The 16,060-nt window shown below is 72.4% G+C and carries 18 protein-coding genes; 9 read left to right on the plus strand and 9 right to left on the minus strand.

Annotated elements, in window-relative coordinates; genetic code table 11:
* Window positions 1-5: 5 nt before the first annotated feature.
* Complete coding sequence (locus tag LQ757_RS04855; protein WP_231046055.1) at window positions 6-509, minus strand: GNAT family N-acetyltransferase; 504 nt, start codon at window positions 507-509, stop codon at window positions 6-8.
* A 148-nt stretch (window positions 510-657) separates the two neighbouring features.
* On the opposite strand from LQ757_RS04855, the gene LQ757_RS04860 reads away from it, so the two are divergent.
* On the plus strand, window positions 658-1,293 hold the full coding sequence (locus tag LQ757_RS04860; RefSeq protein ID WP_231046056.1) for an RNA polymerase sigma factor: 636 nt from the start codon (window positions 658-660) through the stop codon (window positions 1,291-1,293).
* Window positions 1,290-1,805 (plus strand): hypothetical protein, encoded by a 516-nt coding sequence (locus LQ757_RS04865; protein ID WP_231046057.1) that lies wholly within the window; start codon window positions 1,290-1,292, stop codon window positions 1,803-1,805. The genes LQ757_RS04860 and LQ757_RS04865 overlap by 4 nt, the downstream gene beginning before the upstream one ends.
* Here LQ757_RS04865 and LQ757_RS04870 read toward each other — a convergent pair.
* The 4 genes from LQ757_RS04870 to LQ757_RS04885 form a co-directional block, all read right to left on the minus strand.
* Window positions 1,802-2,395 (minus strand): hypothetical protein, encoded by a 594-nt coding sequence (locus LQ757_RS04870; protein ID WP_231046058.1) that lies wholly within the window; start codon window positions 2,393-2,395, stop codon window positions 1,802-1,804. The genes LQ757_RS04865 and LQ757_RS04870 overlap by 4 nt on opposite strands.
* Before the next feature lie 418 nt (window positions 2,396-2,813).
* A complete protein-coding gene (locus tag LQ757_RS04875) occupies window positions 2,814-4,355 on the minus strand; it encodes a DEAD/DEAH box helicase (protein ID WP_231046059.1) in 1,542 nt (513 codons plus the stop codon).
* Window positions 4,356-4,603: 248 nt separating this feature from the next.
* On the minus strand, window positions 4,604-5,233 hold the full coding sequence (locus LQ757_RS04880; protein WP_231046060.1) for a DUF1684 domain-containing protein: 630 nt from the start codon (window positions 5,231-5,233) through the stop codon (window positions 4,604-4,606).
* A complete protein-coding gene (locus tag LQ757_RS04885) occupies window positions 5,230-5,766 on the minus strand; it encodes a hypothetical protein (RefSeq protein WP_231046061.1) in 537 nt (178 codons plus the stop codon). Before LQ757_RS04885 ends, LQ757_RS04880 begins: the two co-directional genes overlap by 4 nt.
* Before the next feature lie 104 nt (window positions 5,767-5,870).
* On the opposite strand from LQ757_RS04885, the gene LQ757_RS04890 reads away from it, so the two are divergent.
* The 3 genes from LQ757_RS04890 to LQ757_RS04900 all read left to right on the plus strand — a co-directional run bounded on the left by LQ757_RS04890 (window position 5,871) and on the right by LQ757_RS04900 (window position 8,675).
* Window positions 5,871-7,130 (plus strand): hypothetical protein, encoded by a 1,260-nt coding sequence (locus LQ757_RS04890; RefSeq protein WP_231046062.1) that lies wholly within the window; start codon window positions 5,871-5,873, stop codon window positions 7,128-7,130.
* 86 nt (window positions 7,131-7,216) lie between these two features.
* Window positions 7,217-8,038: an MBL fold metallo-hydrolase gene (locus LQ757_RS04895; RefSeq protein ID WP_231046063.1), complete on the plus strand. Its 822-nt coding sequence runs from the start codon at window positions 7,217-7,219 to the stop codon at window positions 8,036-8,038.
* Window positions 8,039-8,096: 58 nt separating this feature from the next.
* A complete protein-coding gene (locus tag LQ757_RS04900; RefSeq protein ID WP_231046064.1) occupies window positions 8,097-8,675 on the plus strand; it encodes a 2-phosphosulfolactate phosphatase in 579 nt (192 codons plus the stop codon).
* A 21-nt stretch (window positions 8,676-8,696) separates the two neighbouring features.
* Here LQ757_RS04900 and LQ757_RS19360 read toward each other — a convergent pair whose 3' ends face one another.
* The 3 genes from LQ757_RS19360 to LQ757_RS04915 all read right to left on the minus strand — a co-directional run bounded on the left by LQ757_RS19360 (window position 8,697) and on the right by LQ757_RS04915 (window position 11,117).
* A complete protein-coding gene (locus LQ757_RS19360) occupies window positions 8,697-9,323 on the minus strand; it encodes a CGNR zinc finger domain-containing protein (protein ID WP_231046065.1) in 627 nt (208 codons plus the stop codon).
* Between the two features lie 24 nt (window positions 9,324-9,347).
* Entirely contained in the window at window positions 9,348-9,845 is a 498-nt protein-coding gene (locus tag LQ757_RS04910) for a SprT-like domain-containing protein (protein ID WP_231046066.1), read from the minus strand.
* 75 nt (window positions 9,846-9,920) lie between these two features.
* Complete coding sequence (locus tag LQ757_RS04915; protein WP_231046067.1) at window positions 9,921-11,117, minus strand: PQQ-dependent sugar dehydrogenase; 1,197 nt, start codon at window positions 11,115-11,117, stop codon at window positions 9,921-9,923.
* 49 nt (window positions 11,118-11,166) lie between these two features.
* Between LQ757_RS04915 and LQ757_RS04920 the strand changes: the two genes are divergently transcribed.
* The 4 genes from LQ757_RS04920 (at window position 11,167) to LQ757_RS04935 (ending at window position 15,141) form a co-directional block, all read left to right on the plus strand.
* Entirely contained in the window at window positions 11,167-11,928 is a 762-nt protein-coding gene (locus tag LQ757_RS04920) for a LamB/YcsF family protein (protein ID WP_231046068.1), read from the plus strand.
* Window positions 11,925-12,551 carry a 5-oxoprolinase subunit B family protein gene (locus LQ757_RS04925; RefSeq protein ID WP_231046069.1) on the plus strand — a complete coding sequence of 209 codons (627 nt, stop codon included), beginning with the start codon at window positions 11,925-11,927 and terminating at the stop codon, window positions 12,549-12,551. Before LQ757_RS04920 ends, LQ757_RS04925 begins: the two co-directional genes overlap by 4 nt.
* Window positions 12,551-13,414: a 5-oxoprolinase subunit C family protein gene (locus LQ757_RS04930; RefSeq protein WP_231046070.1), complete on the plus strand. Its 864-nt coding sequence runs from the start codon at window positions 12,551-12,553 to the stop codon at window positions 13,412-13,414. The genes LQ757_RS04925 and LQ757_RS04930 overlap by 1 nt, the downstream gene beginning before the upstream one ends.
* Before the next feature lie 95 nt (window positions 13,415-13,509).
* Complete coding sequence (locus LQ757_RS04935; protein ID WP_231046071.1) at window positions 13,510-15,141, plus strand: glycoside hydrolase family 10-like protein; 1,632 nt, start codon at window positions 13,510-13,512, stop codon at window positions 15,139-15,141.
* Between the two features lie 6 nt (window positions 15,142-15,147).
* On the opposite strand, the gene LQ757_RS04940 is transcribed toward LQ757_RS04935, so the two are convergent.
* Window positions 15,148-16,008 carry a spermidine synthase gene (locus LQ757_RS04940; RefSeq protein ID WP_231046072.1) on the minus strand — a complete coding sequence of 287 codons (861 nt, stop codon included), beginning with the start codon at window positions 16,006-16,008 and terminating at the stop codon, window positions 15,148-15,150.
* Window positions 16,009-16,060 lie beyond the last annotated feature (52 nt).

Raw genomic sequence — 16,060 nt, forward strand, 5'->3', positions numbered from 1 at the left:
CGCGCTCAGCGCACCAGGCGAACCTCGTGGATCTCCTCGCCGAGGAAGGGCACGTGCTGTTCGGCGCCGTCGGCGACGAAGCCGTTGCGGGCGTAGAAGCGGTGCGCGCGCGGGTTGTCCTTCGCCACCCAGAGGTAGCCGGGACGGTCGCCGCACGCGGCGTCGAAGAGCTTCTGCCCGATGCCGGTGCCGTGGTAGGCGTCGAGCAGGTAGATGAAGTAGAGCTCGCGCTCGCGAGGCGGATTCTCGTCGCGTGCGGGTCCGGAGCCGACGAATCCCACGATCTCGCCGTCGACGAGGGCGGCGAACTGGTTGTACTCCTCACCACGCGCGGCCATGTGGGTCCAGAGCTCGGCCATGCGGCGCGGGGAGAGGTGCTCGAACGCGGCGGCGCTGATCAGGTGGTCGTAGGTCTCGTGCCAGCACGTGGCATGCACGCGGCCCAACGCCTCCACATCGGAGTCGCGGATGGGACGGACGACGACTTCGGCAACGACTTCGGTGCTCATGCCCCTGAGACTAAGCCAGTCCGCCGCAGCCGCGAAATCGAGGCCGGCCGATCGATCGGGAACCCGGACGGCCCATCCGGACATATCAGTACATGACCATTCCGGCGAATCCGCGATCGGCGGGCCGCCCGGTTAGGCTGGGCCGACCATGGGCGAAGACCTGCGAACCGACGCGGCGCTCTGGCTCGAGGCGACGTCGGGCACGGAGGCCTCGTTCGGCGTGGTCTACGACCGGTATCGCGTGCGCATCTTACGCCGCGCCTACGCCCAGGTCCTCGACGTCGCCGACGCCGAGGACATCGTGGCGATCGTCTTCCTCGAGGCATGGCGACGCCGCAAGGACGTGCGCTTCGTCGATGGCTCCCTCCTGCCGTGGCTGCTCGTCGTGACCACGAATGTGACCCTCAACTCCCAGCGCGCGATGCGACGGCACAGGCGGCTGCTGGCATCGATCCCGACGGCCGAGCCCGCCGTCGACCCGAGTCGGGAGATCGACGACCGCCTCGACGTGCAGCTCATGTCGGCGAGGCTGCGCGACGCGCTCCGGCGGCTCACCCCCGCTGAGCGGCGGGTGGTCGAGCTCTGCCTCGTCGAGGGGTTGCCCCTCGCCGACGCCGCCGCAGCGCTCGATGCACCGCTCGGGTCGGTCAAGTCGCGTCTGTCGCGTGCGAGGCGCAAACTGCAGGCGGAACTCGGCGACTCCCCGTGGCCGGCTGATCGGCCTGCTGCCCCGACATCGGCACCGGTCGCGCAGGCAGCCGACGACCTGGAGGTGATCGGATGACACCGACCGAGATCCGTCCCGAACGCGACGCCGCGATCCGTGCGATGCTCGTCGAGCACGTCCGCGCCGAACCGTCCGTGCGTGCGCGCCGACGCCGGAACCGCGTGATCGGCTGGGGTGGGCTCGGCGTACTGACGATCGGGATCGCCGCCACCGCCGGCACGATGCTCCTGGGCCCCGAGCCGGTCACCCAGCGCGACTACGTGCACTGCCTGAGCGAGGCGAAGCGCACCGCAGACGGAGACTATCCCGGCTCGGGCGCGACGATGGCGCAGGAGCCGGGCGGTCTGCCGCCCGACCCGATCGAGCTCTGCACGCTGATGTGGGAGCAGGGCCTCTTCGAGCCCGACTTCGATCCCATGTCGCAGAGCAACCCGCCGGGCCGGGTGCCCGACGAGCTGCAACTCTGCGTCATGAGCGACGGAGCCGCCGCCGTGGTGCCCTCATCGAACGAGTCGATCTGCGCGGCGCTCGGCTTGGCCGAGCCCGCGAACCAAGGCGGCGGCGACTAGCCGAGCGTGCCGCTCGGCCTGAACACGAGCGACTTGACGAGGTCGTTGTAGCTGCCGAGGCTGCTGCAGTAGGGCGTGCAGTTCACCCGGCTGCCGGTATAACTCGTCTGCAGGTACGCCGTCGCCCAGCAGCCGTTCAGCCCGGTGAGCGAACTCACGGAGGTGCTCCAGCTCGACGACAGCGACGGGAAGCCGAAGGTCGCGCCGGCGCAGCCGTTCGAACCCCAGAAGGTCAGGCTCGAGCCGCCCTTGTTGATGTCCTTGTAGATGCGGCCGACGGCGATCGAGGCGGCGGCGGCGAACCGGGAGCCGGCGTCGGCGGTCGACAGGTCGTCGAGGTACCTCTCGACGTTCTGGATCGACGAGAAGCAGACGGGTTCGGGGGCGGGGGCGCCGGATTCGGCGGCCGCCGCCGCGGCATCGAGGTCGAGCGCGCAGTGCTCCTCCTCGACGGGCCCAGCGTGCGCGAGCAGTGCGGTCGCGGTGGACTCGGCGCGTGGGGCGGCGTTCGCCGACACCGCGGGAGCGAGCGCGGCGGCGACGGTCAGCAGCAGTGCTGCGAGGGTGCCGGTGGCATGGCGGAGGTGCATCGGGATTCCCTTCGGGTCGGGCGGGCGCGCCGGGGTTGCGACGGGCCGTCAGAAGGGTATGTCCGGATGCGGCGAAAAGGTTCCCGCGGATCGGGAACCTTTCGAGCGCTGCCGGACATACCAGTGATGAGGGGATGGAGTGGTGATGCGACGTACGAGGACGATGACCAACGCGCTGCTGGCGCTCGCCGCCGCAGCGGCGATCGGCGTGGCGCTGATCGTCGGCGGCGAGATCGGGCGGGCGGTCATGCTGGGCATCTGATGCGTCGCATCGCGACGACCCGGGCCGTGAGGGGACCACGGCCTGTTCTCGCCGTCAGGCGGGATGGCGGGCGGGGATCGGGGGATCCCGCCCGCACGACTGAGGCCCGTGGAGTCATGACTCCACGGGCCTCAATGTGTTCGGGGTGAGGTGTGCTCAGCCCTGCGCGCGACGGTTGCTGCGGCTGTTGCGCGGCGATCCGACGAGGCTGCCGACGCGCAGCGGCTGCTTGGCTGCGCCCGAGCGAGCGGATGTCCCGCGCTGCGCGCCCGAGGTCTGCGCGCCGCGGCTCTGGCCGCCGCCCTGCTTCGGGGCGTGCGCCTTGGCTTCGGCGGGGCGACCCGAGCGGTCGCGACGCGGCGTCGCCGGCGCGACATCCGCCTGCCCGCGACCGCGGCCGCGGCCCTGGCCGCGGGCGTCGCCGCCCTGACCGTCGCGGGCCGCGCGCTTGCGCTGCGCGTTCGCGCCCTGCGAGCGGCCGCCGCCCTGCTGCTGCATCGGCTTCGGCGCGGGCTTCACATAGGGAGCGACGTCGCCGACGAGCGAGGTGACCGCGGGCGAGGTCGCGGTTACCTGCTGCGGCGTGACGGTGATCGCCGCCTTCCGCAGCAGGGTCTTCAGGTCCTGCTTCTGCGCCGGGAGGCAGATGGTGACGACGTCGCCCTCGCTGCCGGCGCGTGCCGTGCGGCCCGAGCGGTGCAGGTACGCCTTGTGCTCCATGGGCGGGTCGACGTGAATGACGAGCTCGACGTTGTCGACGTGCACACCGCGCGCCGCGACATCCGTGGCCACCATGACCTTCGCCGAACCGTCGGCGAACGCGGCGAGGTTGCGGTCGCGCTGCGGCTGCGAGAGGTTGCCATGCAGGTCGACCGCGGGGATGCCCTGCTCGGTGAGCTTCTTCGCGAGCTTCTTCGCGTGGTGCTTCGTGCGCATGAAGAGGATGCGGCGGCCCATGCCGCTCGCGAGGGTCTTCACGAGCTCGTTCTTCGCGTCGACGTCGGCGATCTCGAAGACGTGGTGGGTCATCGCGGCGACCGGTGAGTTCGCCTCGTCGACCGAGTGCAGCACCTCGTTCTGCAGGTAGCGCTTCACGAGCTTGTCGACCCCGTTGTCGAGGGTCGCCGAGAAGAGCAGGCGCTGCCCGCCCTGCGGGGTCTTGTCGAGGATGCGGGTCACGACCGGGAGGAAGCCGAGGTCGGCCATGTGGTCGGCCTCGTCGAGCACGGTGATCTCGATGGCGTCGAGGGTGATGAAGCCCTGCTTCATGAGGTCCTCGAGGCGGCCGGGCGTGGCCACGACGATGTCGACGCCGGCGCGGAGCGCCTCGACCTGGCGCTTCTGGTTGATGCCGCCGAAGATCGTGGTGGCGCGCAGGTCGTACGCCGCGGCGAGCGGCTCGATCGTGTTGGTGATCTGCGTGGCGAGCTCGCGCGTGGGGGCGAGCACGAGGGCGAGCGGGCGCCCGGCGCGGCGGCGGCCGCCGGCGAGGCTCGTGCCGAGGCGTGCCACGAGGGGCAGCGCGAAGGCGATCGTCTTGCCCGAGCCCGTCTTGCCGCGGCCGAGCACGTCGCGTCCGGCGAGCGTGTCGGGCAGGGTGTCGACCTGGATGGGGAACGGTTCGGTCTTGCCGTCGGCGGCGAGCACGGCGACGAGCGGGGTGGGCACGCCGAGCGTGGAGAAGGTGATGTCGGTCACAGGGTGGCCTTTCAGGGCATACGACACCGTCGGGAGTCATGCCGCGCAGCGGCAGATCGGGCGCCCGACGGTGGGATGTGGCGAAGGCGCCGGTCGGCGCATCCGTTCGCCGTATGAGAGTCAACGGGCGCCCTCGTGACGAGGCCCTGCCCGGAAGCGTTTCTACGACGCAGGCGGCGCGTTCATCGCGCACGCCGTTGGACAGCATAACCCATGGGGTTGCGAGCTCGCCGTCGGCGGGCTTGCTCTCAGCGGGCCATCCGCTCGCCCACCGGGATCTCGGCGCGCACCGTGTTGCCCGCCGGCGCGAGCGGGCACGACCACGACGGGTCGTAGGCGCACGACGGGTTGTACGCGAAGTTGAAGTCGACCACGAGGGTGTCGCCGTCGGCTCCGGGGCCGAGGTCGGCGCCCTTGACGGTGTCGAGCAGGTAGCGGCCGCCGCCGAAGGTGCCGCCCGGCGTGCCCGCGAGGCCGTCCCTCACCGGAAGGAAGAGCCCGTCGCCGTAGCCGGTGAGCCGCCAGACGTCGAGCGTGCCGAAATACGGGATGTGCACCGTGCCGACCAGCGAGAACGGGATCGGTCCGTCGCTCGCGCTGTCCATCGTGATGCGCAACGGCTCCTCGGGGCGGCGCACCTCGAGCTCGTACCGCCAGTCGGGGTCGTAACGCGGCACGACGAGCCCCGTGAAATCGGCCCGATCGTCGGGCAGCAGCGGCGAGAGCGGATGTCCCGCGAAGAGCTCGTCGCGGCCGGACTTCCAGAGCTCATGGCCGGCGGCCGGATCGTGCACGCTCAGCTGGCGCACGCCCGAATAGAGGCCGAAGACGCGGCGCCGCCAGTCGGCGAGCTGGAGGGCGCCGATGGAGCCGTTCATACGCCGGCCCCGGCGGCCGCGGCGGCGGACGCGGCCCGCTCGTCGGCCGTGCCCGGCGGATCGAACGACCACCCGGGTGCCAACTGCTTCATGCGGGCGCCGCGCCACTGCCAGAACGCCCACGTGGGGTACCACGCGACGAGGTCGAGCGCCCCGGCGTGGGCCAGGAGCTGGTCGCGATAGAGGGTGCGGCCGCCCGGCAGCGGCGAGACCGCCATGCGATGGTCCCACCGGTCGAACATCGCGAGCGGGCCGGTGAGCGCGCCGCCGGCGTCGCGGAGCATGCGCACGCCCGCGGGCAGCCCGCCCGGATAACTGACATCGACGCGCTCGTCGCCCGCAGGGAATCGGCGGAAGGCGAGGGCGCGCATCCGGTGAGAGCCCTCGGGCCACACCGTCGGCAGCCCACCGGGTTCGAGCGACGTGAGATCGAGCCAGGGTGCCACGACCTCGCGCAGCACCGCAGGACTCCGGATCGCCCGCCACGCGGCATCGACCGTGCAGTCGAGTTCGAGTTTCAGGAGCACCCGCATGTGCCGAGAGTATGACGAGCGGATGTCCCTGCCAAGCATCGCGGCCGGATTCGAGGCGGCCCGCGCCCAGCCACGCGGCATCCGCACGTCCTAGACTCCCGCACATGGCCGACGGACTCTGGTGGTTGCCCTCCCTCCTCGTCTTCGGGGCCGCGGCCGTCGTGCTCGGCGGAGCGGTCGTCGGTCTACGCCGACTCGGCATGCGTCGGGAGCGCCGCGACCTCGAGCAGGGGCGGGCCGCCGAGGTGGCGGCCAAGGCGCGCATCGTGCAGGCCGACGACGCCGTGCGCGACGCCGAGCGCGAGGTCTCGTTCGTCGAGGCGCAGTTCGGAGCGGCATCGGCCCGCGAGCTGCGCGCCACCGTCGATTCGGCGCGCGCGTGGCTGCGCGAGGCGTTCCTGCTGCAGCAGCGACTCGACGACGCCGAGCCCGATTCGGCGGCGGAACGCCGCACCTGGACGGCGCGCATCGACGACCTCTGCCGTTCCGCGCTCGCCGCGATCGATGAGGCCGATGCGGCGCTCGCCGCGCGACGCAGAGCCGAGCGCGGTGCGGGCGCCGAGCTGCCTGCGCTCCGCGAGGAGGCGGCGCGGCTCGAGCGGCGACGAGCCGAGGCGTCGCAGGCGCTCGACCGGCTCGCCACGCGCTTCGACGCGAGCGCACTCGCCGGTGCGCGGTCGGCCGCGTCGCGCGCACAGGCTGCGCTGGCCGGGGCTGCCGAGGCGCTCGACGAGGCCGACCGCCGGGTCGACGGCAATCGTCCGGCGGCCGACCGGCTCGGCGTCGCGGGTGATCAGATGGCGAGAGCGGCGCGCGAACTCGGGGAGCTCGAGGGCTTCGAACTCGAGCTGGCCGCCGCGCAGGCGTCGGCGAACGAGGAGGCGGCGGCGCTCGGTGGCGAGCTCGCAGCCGCGCGCCAGGAGCGTGATGGCGCAGCTGCTGCCGACGCGGGTGCGCGGCTCGGCGAGGCGATCGGCGAGGTGTCGGCCGTGGTGGCCGCGCGCGGCGAAGTGGCCGGTGACCCGTTCGTGGACCGCGATCGACTGCGTGCAGCCCGTGACCGGCTCGAGGTCGCACGTGCCGCGGCGCGTACCGCGCAGAACCGCCTCGACGGAGCGCGCGGAGCACTGGGCGGCGCGATCGCGATCGCCGAGAGCCAGGTGCGCATCGCACGCGCGGCGATCGATCGCGGACGCGGCGGTGTCGGCGCCGATGCACGCACCCGCCTCGCCGAGGCCGAACGACAGCTCGTCATCGCGCGGCAGGAACCCGACCCGGTGGCCGCCCTCGATGCGGCCCGGCGTGCGACCTCGCGGGCGAGCGACGCCGAGGCACTCGCCATGTTCGACGTACGCGGCGGCTGATCCCATCACCGGAGAGGTTGCATGCAGCAACCGCAAGGGATTACCGTCGCGAGCAGCGGGTGGGAGCCACGATCAGAGGGGGTTTCATGCTGAAGCACGTCGCTGAGGGCGTTCTCGTTCACGAGAGCGAGTTCATCCAGAGCAACTCCGTTGTCGTGCAGGGCCCGGACGGTGTGTTGCTCATCGATCCCGGCATCACGCGCGACGAGATGGCGACCCTCGCGAACGACCTCCGCGAGTCGGGCCAGCCCGTCGTGGCGGGCTTCTCGACGCATCCCGATTGGGACCACGTGCTCTGGCACGCGGACTTCGGCAACGCGCCCCGCTACGGCACAGCCCGCTGCGCTGCTGCTCTCCGAGACCTGCTGTCGAACGCGGACTGGGAGGCCCGAGTAGCCGAGGGGCTCCCGCCCGAGTACGCCGAGGAGATCCCGATGGATCTGCTCGGCCGCATCACCGGCCTGCCCGCCGGAGCTGCGCGGATTCCCTGGGATGGCCCCGAAGTCCGGATCATCGAACATCAGGCGCATGCCCCGGGCCACGCAGCGCTGTTGATCGAGGAGCGCGGCGTCCTCGTCGCCGGCGACATGCTCTCCGACAGCCTGATGCCGTTCCTCGACCTCGAGGCCGCGGATCCGATCGAGGACTACCTCGCCTCGCTGCAGCTGTTCGCGAGCGTGGCCGACGACGTGGACACCGTCATCCCCGGTCACGGCTCAGTCGGCGGAGCTGACCAGGTACGAGCGCGAATCGAACAGGATCGCGCGTACGTGCACGCCCTGCGAGACGGCGGTGTTCCCGACGACCCGCGGGTCGGTCCATCGGCCCCGTTGGAGTGGCTGGCCGACGTGCATGAATGGCAACTCCGGCAGCTCGCTCAGAAGAAGCGCGACGGAACGCCCGGCTAGCGTTCACAGAGCGTCATACGCCGCGTCACGTGCGAATCGACGCGATTACGCTCGGTGCATGTCACAGAGCACCACCGGATTCGAGCCGCGCGCGCAGGCGAGCTATCAGGTCCGCTTCGACCAGGGCGTTGGGGGCGCGCAGCGCATCAGCGGCGGTGCCGACGTGATCGTGTGGGTCGACGTGCTGGCGGATGTCCCGTCGCCGGCCGTCCCCGAACTGCCGGCGGGTCCGGCCGTGCTCGAGGCGGGTTTCGTCGACGCCGCCGCCGTCGCGGCGTGGCTGCTCACCGAGCAGGAGCGTGTCGGTCGCCGTCTCTACATCGCGATCGTCGCAGCCGGAGACGGCGGGGGTGCCTTCGCCGCTGACGACGTGCTCGCGGCCGGCGCGGTCGTCGATGCGCTCATCGACCTGGGTATCGACGACACCTCGCCCGAGGCCGCGGTCGCCTGCGGAGCCTTCACGTCGCTTCGCCGGGCGGTACGGCACCTGACGGGCGCGTCGGGTTCGGGCCGAGCCGCCGTCGCGTCGGGCGTCGACCCGGCTGCGGTGCACGCGGCGAGCGGGCTCGACTCGTCGACGTCGGTGCGCATCGTCCGGGCCGGAGCCGAGGCCGGCGTCGCGGGCGCGACGGCATAGCGCCGCTCGGCTCGAACCGGTTCAGGCGGCGACGTCGGCGGCGGGGCGCTTGCGGGCGCGATGCGCGCGCACCTTGGCCCGGTTGCCGCACCGCTGCATCGAGCACCAGCGCCGTGTCGCCGCGCGTGATGTGTCGAGGTAGACCATGCCGCAGTCCTCGCCTGAGCAGGCGCGGATGCGACCGGCGTTCGCAGGGTCGAAGAGGTCGACCGCGTCGCGCGCGATGGTCGACAGGGACTGCGGAACGGTGTGCACCGAGCGCCCCACCTGGCGCGTGCCCCCCACGATCGACGGAGGCACGTCGGGCGTCGCGGCATACAGGTTGACGACGTCGATGTCGGCGGGCGAGGGTGCTTCGCCCCTGCTGGCGCGAAGCGCCATGCGGCCGACGGCGTCGCGCAGCGAGATCGCGTCGAAGAGGTCGCGGGTGCGGGCGACGCCGATGGGCACCGGGAACCGCTCGCGCAGCCACGCGCTGAGATCGTCGGGCGTGTGCAACTGATCGGCTCGTGCATCGGTGCCCGCCGCGACGACCGCTGCAGTCGTGGCGAAGTCGAGGGCGAGCGACCCCGAGTCGAACCACCACCGCGTGCCCTCGGGTGAGACGAGCCATTGCCCGACGGGGATCGACACGGTTGAGACGGGCACGGAACCAACCTATCGGTTGGCGGGCTACCCGGCCGCAGCGCTCGCAGCCCTGCGGCGTACCGCAGGAGTGATCTCGCGGTGGTGCCAGATGATGAGGTTCGCGGTGTCGAACCCGCGGCGGCAGAGCCCGCAGCTCAGCGGCCGACTCGGCTCGCGGTAACGGAAGTGCTCGTGGCCTGCCGGGCACTGCCCGATCCACGGGGCGAGCTCATGGGCGACCTCGCCGTCGTGGGTGCGACGGCCGACGTAGCCGAGCTGCGCGGCGGTCGCAGCCCACTTGGGGCCGTGCGCGGCGCGCGGGCCGGCGATGGCGTGGGCGACCTCGTGCAACAGGATCTGGTGGATCTCGTCGTCGTCGTAGCGGGCCGCGAGGTAGCGCGACACCGAGATTCGCTTGGCCGTGTAGTTGCACAGGCCCGCCCGCTTCTTCGCGTTGTCGAACCCGAACGACCACTCGGCAGCATCGAGATGCAGCACGATGAGCGCCTCTGCCCACCGCCGCACCCGCTCCAGATCCGCCATGGGATGAGAATAGACCCGCGCAGCGACAGTCGGAGCGCAATTCCGCGTCCCCAGAACGGGGAGCAGCCGGGTCTTTCACCCGGCGGGGTCGAGCCGCACCCGGAAGAGCCGATCATCGCCCTCACGCGGCGACCCTCTCCCGTCGGTGTTGTTGCCGATGAACCACAGCGATCCATCGGGCCCCGCGGTGACGTCGCGGATGCGCCCGAGTTGGCGCGGAAACCACTCCGTGGCGGTGAGCGCGCCACCCGCCGTCGCGGGCGCGACCGACCAGATCCGCTCCCCGCGCAGCGCCGCGAGGAAGAGGGTGTCGCCGACGATCGCGAGCCCCGACGGGCTCGCCTCGGAGGTCGACCACTGCATCACGGGATCGACGAACCGCGGGTCATCCGCCGCCCCCTCGACGGCCGGCCAGCCGTAGTTCGCGCCCGGCTCGATGCGGTTGAGCTCGTCCCAGGTGTTCTGGCCGAACTCGGCCGCCCACATGCCGCCCGCGGCATCCCATGCGATCCCCTGCGGGTTGCGGTGCCCGAGCGACCACGTGAGGTTGTCGAACGGGTTGCCGGGCGCGGGTGCGCCCTCGGACGTCATGCGCAGGATCTTGCCCGACAGCGATGCCGGGTCCTGTGCGGCATCACGGTCGCCCGCATCGCCCGACGTCGCGTAGAGGAAGCCGTCGGGCCCGAACGCGATCCGACCGCCGTTGTGGTTGGCGGCGCGCGGAATCCCGGTGAGGATCGGCTCGGGCGGGCCGAGCTCGAGCGCGCCGGGAACGCCGGTGAGGCGCATCCGAACGATTCGATTGTCGGATGCCGCGGTGTGAGCGGCGAAGACGAACGGCCCGCTCACGCGCGTGCACGGCAGGTACGCGAGACCCATCAGGCCGCCCTCGCCGCCCGCGACGACGCCCGCCACCTCGCCGGCCACGCGCAGCGACCCGTCGCCGAGGACCTCGATGATGCGACCAGAGTCGCGTTCGCTCACGAGCACGCCGCCGCCCGGCACACGCAGGATCGACCAGGGCGCCTCGAGGCCCGACGCGAGCACCTCGGGCTCGCCGGCCGGCAGCAGCACCGGGGGCGGCTCGACCGGCGCCGTCGCCGACGGGTTCGGCGAGGGGAACGGGGATGGGGCCACCGACGACGGCGGCGCGACCGCTTCGGGCGTGCAGGCCGCGAGCAGGGCGACAGCGGCCACGAGGCCTGCGCTGAGACCCACCGCCCGGACGGCGCGCCGGCGTGGCCACCGGTCGTGAGCCGTCGTGCGTCGCATCGCAGTCCCTCCCGCTCCAGTGTGCCCGCGGCGACGGCAGAATGGGAGCATGCGACCGGCGATCGACCTCAACAGCGACCTCGGCGAGTCGTTCGGCGCGTGGCGCGTCGGCGACGACGAGACCATGTTCACGCTCGTCTCGAGCGCGAATGTCGCGTGCGGCTATCACGCGGGCGACGCCATGACCATGGCCGCGAGCGCACGCCTCGCCGCCCGCCACGGCGTGTCGCTCGGCGCGCACCCCGGCTACCGCGACCTGGTCGGCTTCGGTCGTCGACCGCTCGAGACCACCCCGGCCGAGATCGCCGCCGAGCTCCTCGCGCAGCTGGGCTCGCTCGACGGCGTCGCGCGGGCCGCCGGCGCCCGGGTGCGGTACGTCAAGGCGCACGGCGCCCTCTACCACCGGCTCTCGGGCGACGCGGCGGCGGCGCGGGCGTTCGCCGAGGCCGTTGCCGCCTACGACGCGACCCTCCCGATCCTCGGCCAGCCGATGAGCGAGCTCGAGCAGGCGGCCCGCGAGGCCGGACTCGCCTTCGCTCGCGAGGCCTTCGTCGACCGGGGCTACGTCGCCGACGGCTCGCTCGCGCCCCGGGGCGAGCCCGGCGCGGTGATCGACGACCCGGCAGCGGCATCCGATCGCGCGCTCGAACTCGTCGAGACCGGCGGCATCGCCGCGGACGACGGCAGCCGCGTCGAGCTCGCGCCCGACTCGCTGTGCCTGCACGGCGACACACCCGGCGCCGTCGCGATCGGCCGTGCGGTGCGCGCCGCTCTCGAACGCGCGGGGTATCGCATCGAGGCGTTCGCGTGAGTCGCCGGCTGCTGCCGAGCGGCGAGTCGGCAGTGCTCGTGGAGTGCGACAGCCTCGACGAGGTGCTCGCCCTGCACGACGCGCTCGCCGCCGACCGGCGACCCGGGGTCGTCGAGCTCGTGCCGGCCGCGCGCACGGTGCTCGTGGGGGTCGACGCCGACCAGCTGCCCCTCGAGTCCGCCATGACCTGGATCCGCCGCATCCCGCTCGCGGTGCCCACGGCCGGCCGGCAGGGGGCGGGCGATGCCGCGACCATTCGCGTCGTCTACGACGGCGACGACCTCGCGGCGACGGCCCGACTGCTCGGCATCACGACCGAAGCGCTCGTCGCCGCGCACCAGGCCGCGGATTGGCGGGTCGCCTTCGCGGGCTTCGCCCCGGGGTTCGGCTACCTCGTCTGCGACGACTGGCCCTACCAGGTGCCCCGGCTCGACGCGCCCCGAACGCGCGTGCCCGCGGGCGCCGTCGCGCTCGCCGGAGCCTTCGCCGGCGTGTACCCGCGCCAGAGCCCGGGGGGCTGGCGGCTCATCGGACGCACCGACGCGGTGTTGTGGGACGCGCAGGCCGACCCGCCCGCGCTGCTGGCGCCGGGGCGACGCGTGCGGTTCGAGGCGGCCGTCTGATGTCGCGGCTCGTCGTCGAGCAGCCCGGCGCACTCGCCCTGGTCGAGGATCTCGGACGCCCGGGGTTCGCCCACCTCGGGGTCGCGCGGTCGGGGGCCCTCGATCGCGGCGCGGCGAAGCTTGCGAACCGCCTCGTCGGCAATCCCGACGGGCACGCGGTGCTCGAAGTGCTCGTCGGTGGGTTTCGGGCGCGATTCGACGGCGGCGAGACGTGGTTCGCGGTCACCGGCGCGTGGGGCCGGATCACCCTCGACGGGTTGCCGCTCGCGCCGTACGCGGCGGCCCGCGCCCGAGCAGGCTCCGTGCTCGAGCTCGGAGCCGCAGAGCGGGGCATCCGCTACGTGCTCGCGGTGCGGGGCGGCCTCGACGAGCCGCACGTGCTCGGTTCGCGCTCTCGCGACACGCTCGCGGCGCTCGGGCCCGAGCCCGTCGCGCCCGGCCGCGTGTTCGCGATCGGGTCCGCGCCCGGGGCATCCGTGCCGCTCATCGACCAGGACGCGGCGTTCCCGCCTGCGGGCGGCGCCGTCACCCTCGCCCTCCTGCCCGGCCCGCGTGCCGATTGGTTCACGGATGCCTCACGCAGCGCCCTGTTCGACACGACATGGCGGGTGACCGAGCGGGCCGACCGGGTCGGGGTGCGACTCGTCGGTGCGCCCCTCACCCGCCGGGTCGAGGGCGAGCTCGCGAGCGAGCCGACCGTGCCCGGTTCGATCCAGGTCGCCGGGGGCGGCCAGCCGACGATCCTGCTCGCCGACGGACCGGTCACGGGCGGCTACCCCGTCATCGCCATCGTCACGCCGGCCTCGCTCGACGCGGTGGCGCAGGCGCGCCCGGGCCAAGAGGTGCGATTCCGACACGCGTGACGCGGGCGCGCAAATGGCGGGTTGGAAAAAACGCTTCACACAAGTCGTCGTGTATGGAAGTATCTTCCGAAACCGAACACTACGGAGGATCGACGATGACCACCGACACCACCCCGCACGCCCTACCGAACGCGTCCTTCGATCGACGCGGCTTCCTGACGCTCGCGGTGGCCGGTGCCGCCGCTTCCGCATTCACCGTGACCGTTGGCACGCTCTCGGCCGCCCCTGCCTTCGGTGCCGCAGCCCCCGGGGCCGACGCGCCGATCGCCCCCCGAAAGCGCGAACTTCGCGCGATGTGGATCTCGTCGGTCGTCAACATCGACTGGCCCTCGCGAGCGGGCCTGACCGCCACCGAGCAGCAGGCGGAGTTCCTGCACTGGCTCGACGTCGCCGAGCAGTTCAACCTGAACGCGGTGTTCGTGCAGGTGCGGCCGACCGCCGACGCGTTCTGGCCGAGCCCCCTCGAGCCGTGGTCGCAGTACCTCACGGGCGTACAGGGCAAGGACCCCGGCTACGACCCGCTCGCGTTCATCGTCGACGAGGCGCACCGCCGCAACCTCGAGTTGCACGCCTGGTACAACCCCTACCGCGTCTCGATGCAGGCCGATCCCGCGAAGCTCGTGCCCGAGCACCCGGCGCGCGTGCACCCCGAGTGGATCTGGGCGTACGGCGGCAAGCTCTACTTCGACCCGGGCCTGCCCGAGGTGCAGGAGCACATCCAGCAGGCCATCCTGCACTCCGTCGAGCACTACGACCTCGACGGCGTGCACTTCGACGACTACTTCTATCCCTACCCGGTGGCCGGGCAGGTGATCCCCGATGCCGCGACCTTCGCCGCGCACGGCGACGGCTTCGATGATGTCGCCGCGTGGCGCCGGCACAACGTCGACACGTTCGTGCACTCGATCTCGGAGTGGATCAAGGCGCTGAAGCCGTGGGTGAAGTTCGGCATCAGCCCGTTCGGCATCTGGCGAAATCGCGCCACCGATCCCCTCGGGTCGGAGACCGGAGGCTCGCAGTCCTACGACCTGCAGTTCGCCGACACCCGCAAGTGGGTGCTCGAAGGCTGGCTCGACTACATCAACCCGCAGATCTACTGGCAGTTCGGGCTCGCCGTGGCCGACTACGCGAAGCTCGTGCCGTGGTGGGCCGACGTGGCCGCGACATCCGCCACCCATCTCTACATCGGCGAGGCGCTCTACAAGGTGACCTCCGGCGTGTTCACCGACCCGGCGGAACTCTCCGATCACCTGACGTTCGACCGCGAGATCGATGCCGCCGGCAGCCCGGTGCACGGCAACGTGTACTTCTCAGCCAAGCACGTGCCCGCCGACCCGCAGGGCTCGATGTCGCGCGTGCTCGCCGACCACTATGCGCGACCGGCGATCGTGCCGGCCATGGAATGGCTGCCGGCGACCTCGGTGCGCGCGCCCGTGCTCGCCGATCCCGAGCGCAGTTCGACCGGCGTCGCGCTGAAATGGTCGGATGCGGCGCCGCCGAGCCGCCGGGCGACCTCGTTCGCCGTCTACCGCGTGGACGGCGCGGCCTCGGCCATCGACGTCGAGGACGCGTCGAACCTCGTCGTGACGCTCCGCGCGACGCCCGGCGTCGTGCAGCACTGGGTCGATGAGGGCGCCGAGCCCGGCCGCGGATACGCGTACGCGGTCACGGCGCTCGACCGGGTCTGGAACGAGAGCGCGCCGAGCCGCGTCGCCGCGATCGCCTGAGCGCCCTCAGCCTCCGGGCTTCGCGAGGAACACGCTGCGCGCCGGCGGCGGCGACGGCACCGCGGTGGCATCGGTCACCACGGGAGCACCCGCGATGAACCGGCGGAGCTCGTCGCCCTCGACGAGCTTCGCCGGGGCGGGGTCGCTCGCGAGGCGGCGCGGCATCGCATCGAACGGCAGCGGCGCGTTCGACGCGTACATGACGACGTTGCCGAAGCGCCGGCCCTTCAGCATGGCGGGGTCGGCCGCGATCGCGACGTGCTCGAACACGTACGAGAGCGTCGAGGCCTGCGACCGGGCGAACGCGAGGCCCGCGCCGTCGGCGACGTTCCCCGCGACGATGCCGCCGGGCGCCAGACGCGGCACGATGAGGCGGTAGAACTCGGCGCTCGTCACGTGCGCGGGTGTGCGGGCGCCCGAGAAGATGTCGACGACGGCGAGGTCGACGGCGCCGTCGAGGCCGGCCGGCAGCTTCGCCAGCACCTCGCGGGCATCGCCGTGACGGATGCGCAGCTGCGCGCCGCGGGGGAGCGGCAAGTGCTCGCGGACGAGGTCGACGAGATCGGACTCGAGCTCGACGACCTGCTGTCGCGAACCGGGTCGGGTCGCGATGATGTACCGGGGCAGGGTGAGCGCGCCGCCGCCGAGATGCAGCGCCGTGATCGCCTGGCCATCGGGACGCACGAGGTCGATCGCGTGCCCGATGCGCCGCACGTACTCGAATCCGAGCCACTCGGGTCGCTCGAGCTCGACGTGCGACTGCGGCGTGCCGTCGACGAAGAGGGTCCACGAGCCGGGAGCCTGGCGGGACTCCTCGAGTCGGGCGAGGTGCCCGCTCACGGCGAGGCGGCGTTCGAGGTCTGGCACGCTGGCCACGCTACCCCCTGCTCGGCGTGCTCCTGACGGCGCGGTGAGCGCC

It is taken from the genome of Agromyces cavernae, from assembly GCF_021044935.1.
Taxonomy (GTDB): Bacteria; Actinomycetota; Actinomycetes; order Actinomycetales; family Microbacteriaceae; genus Agromyces; species Agromyces cavernae.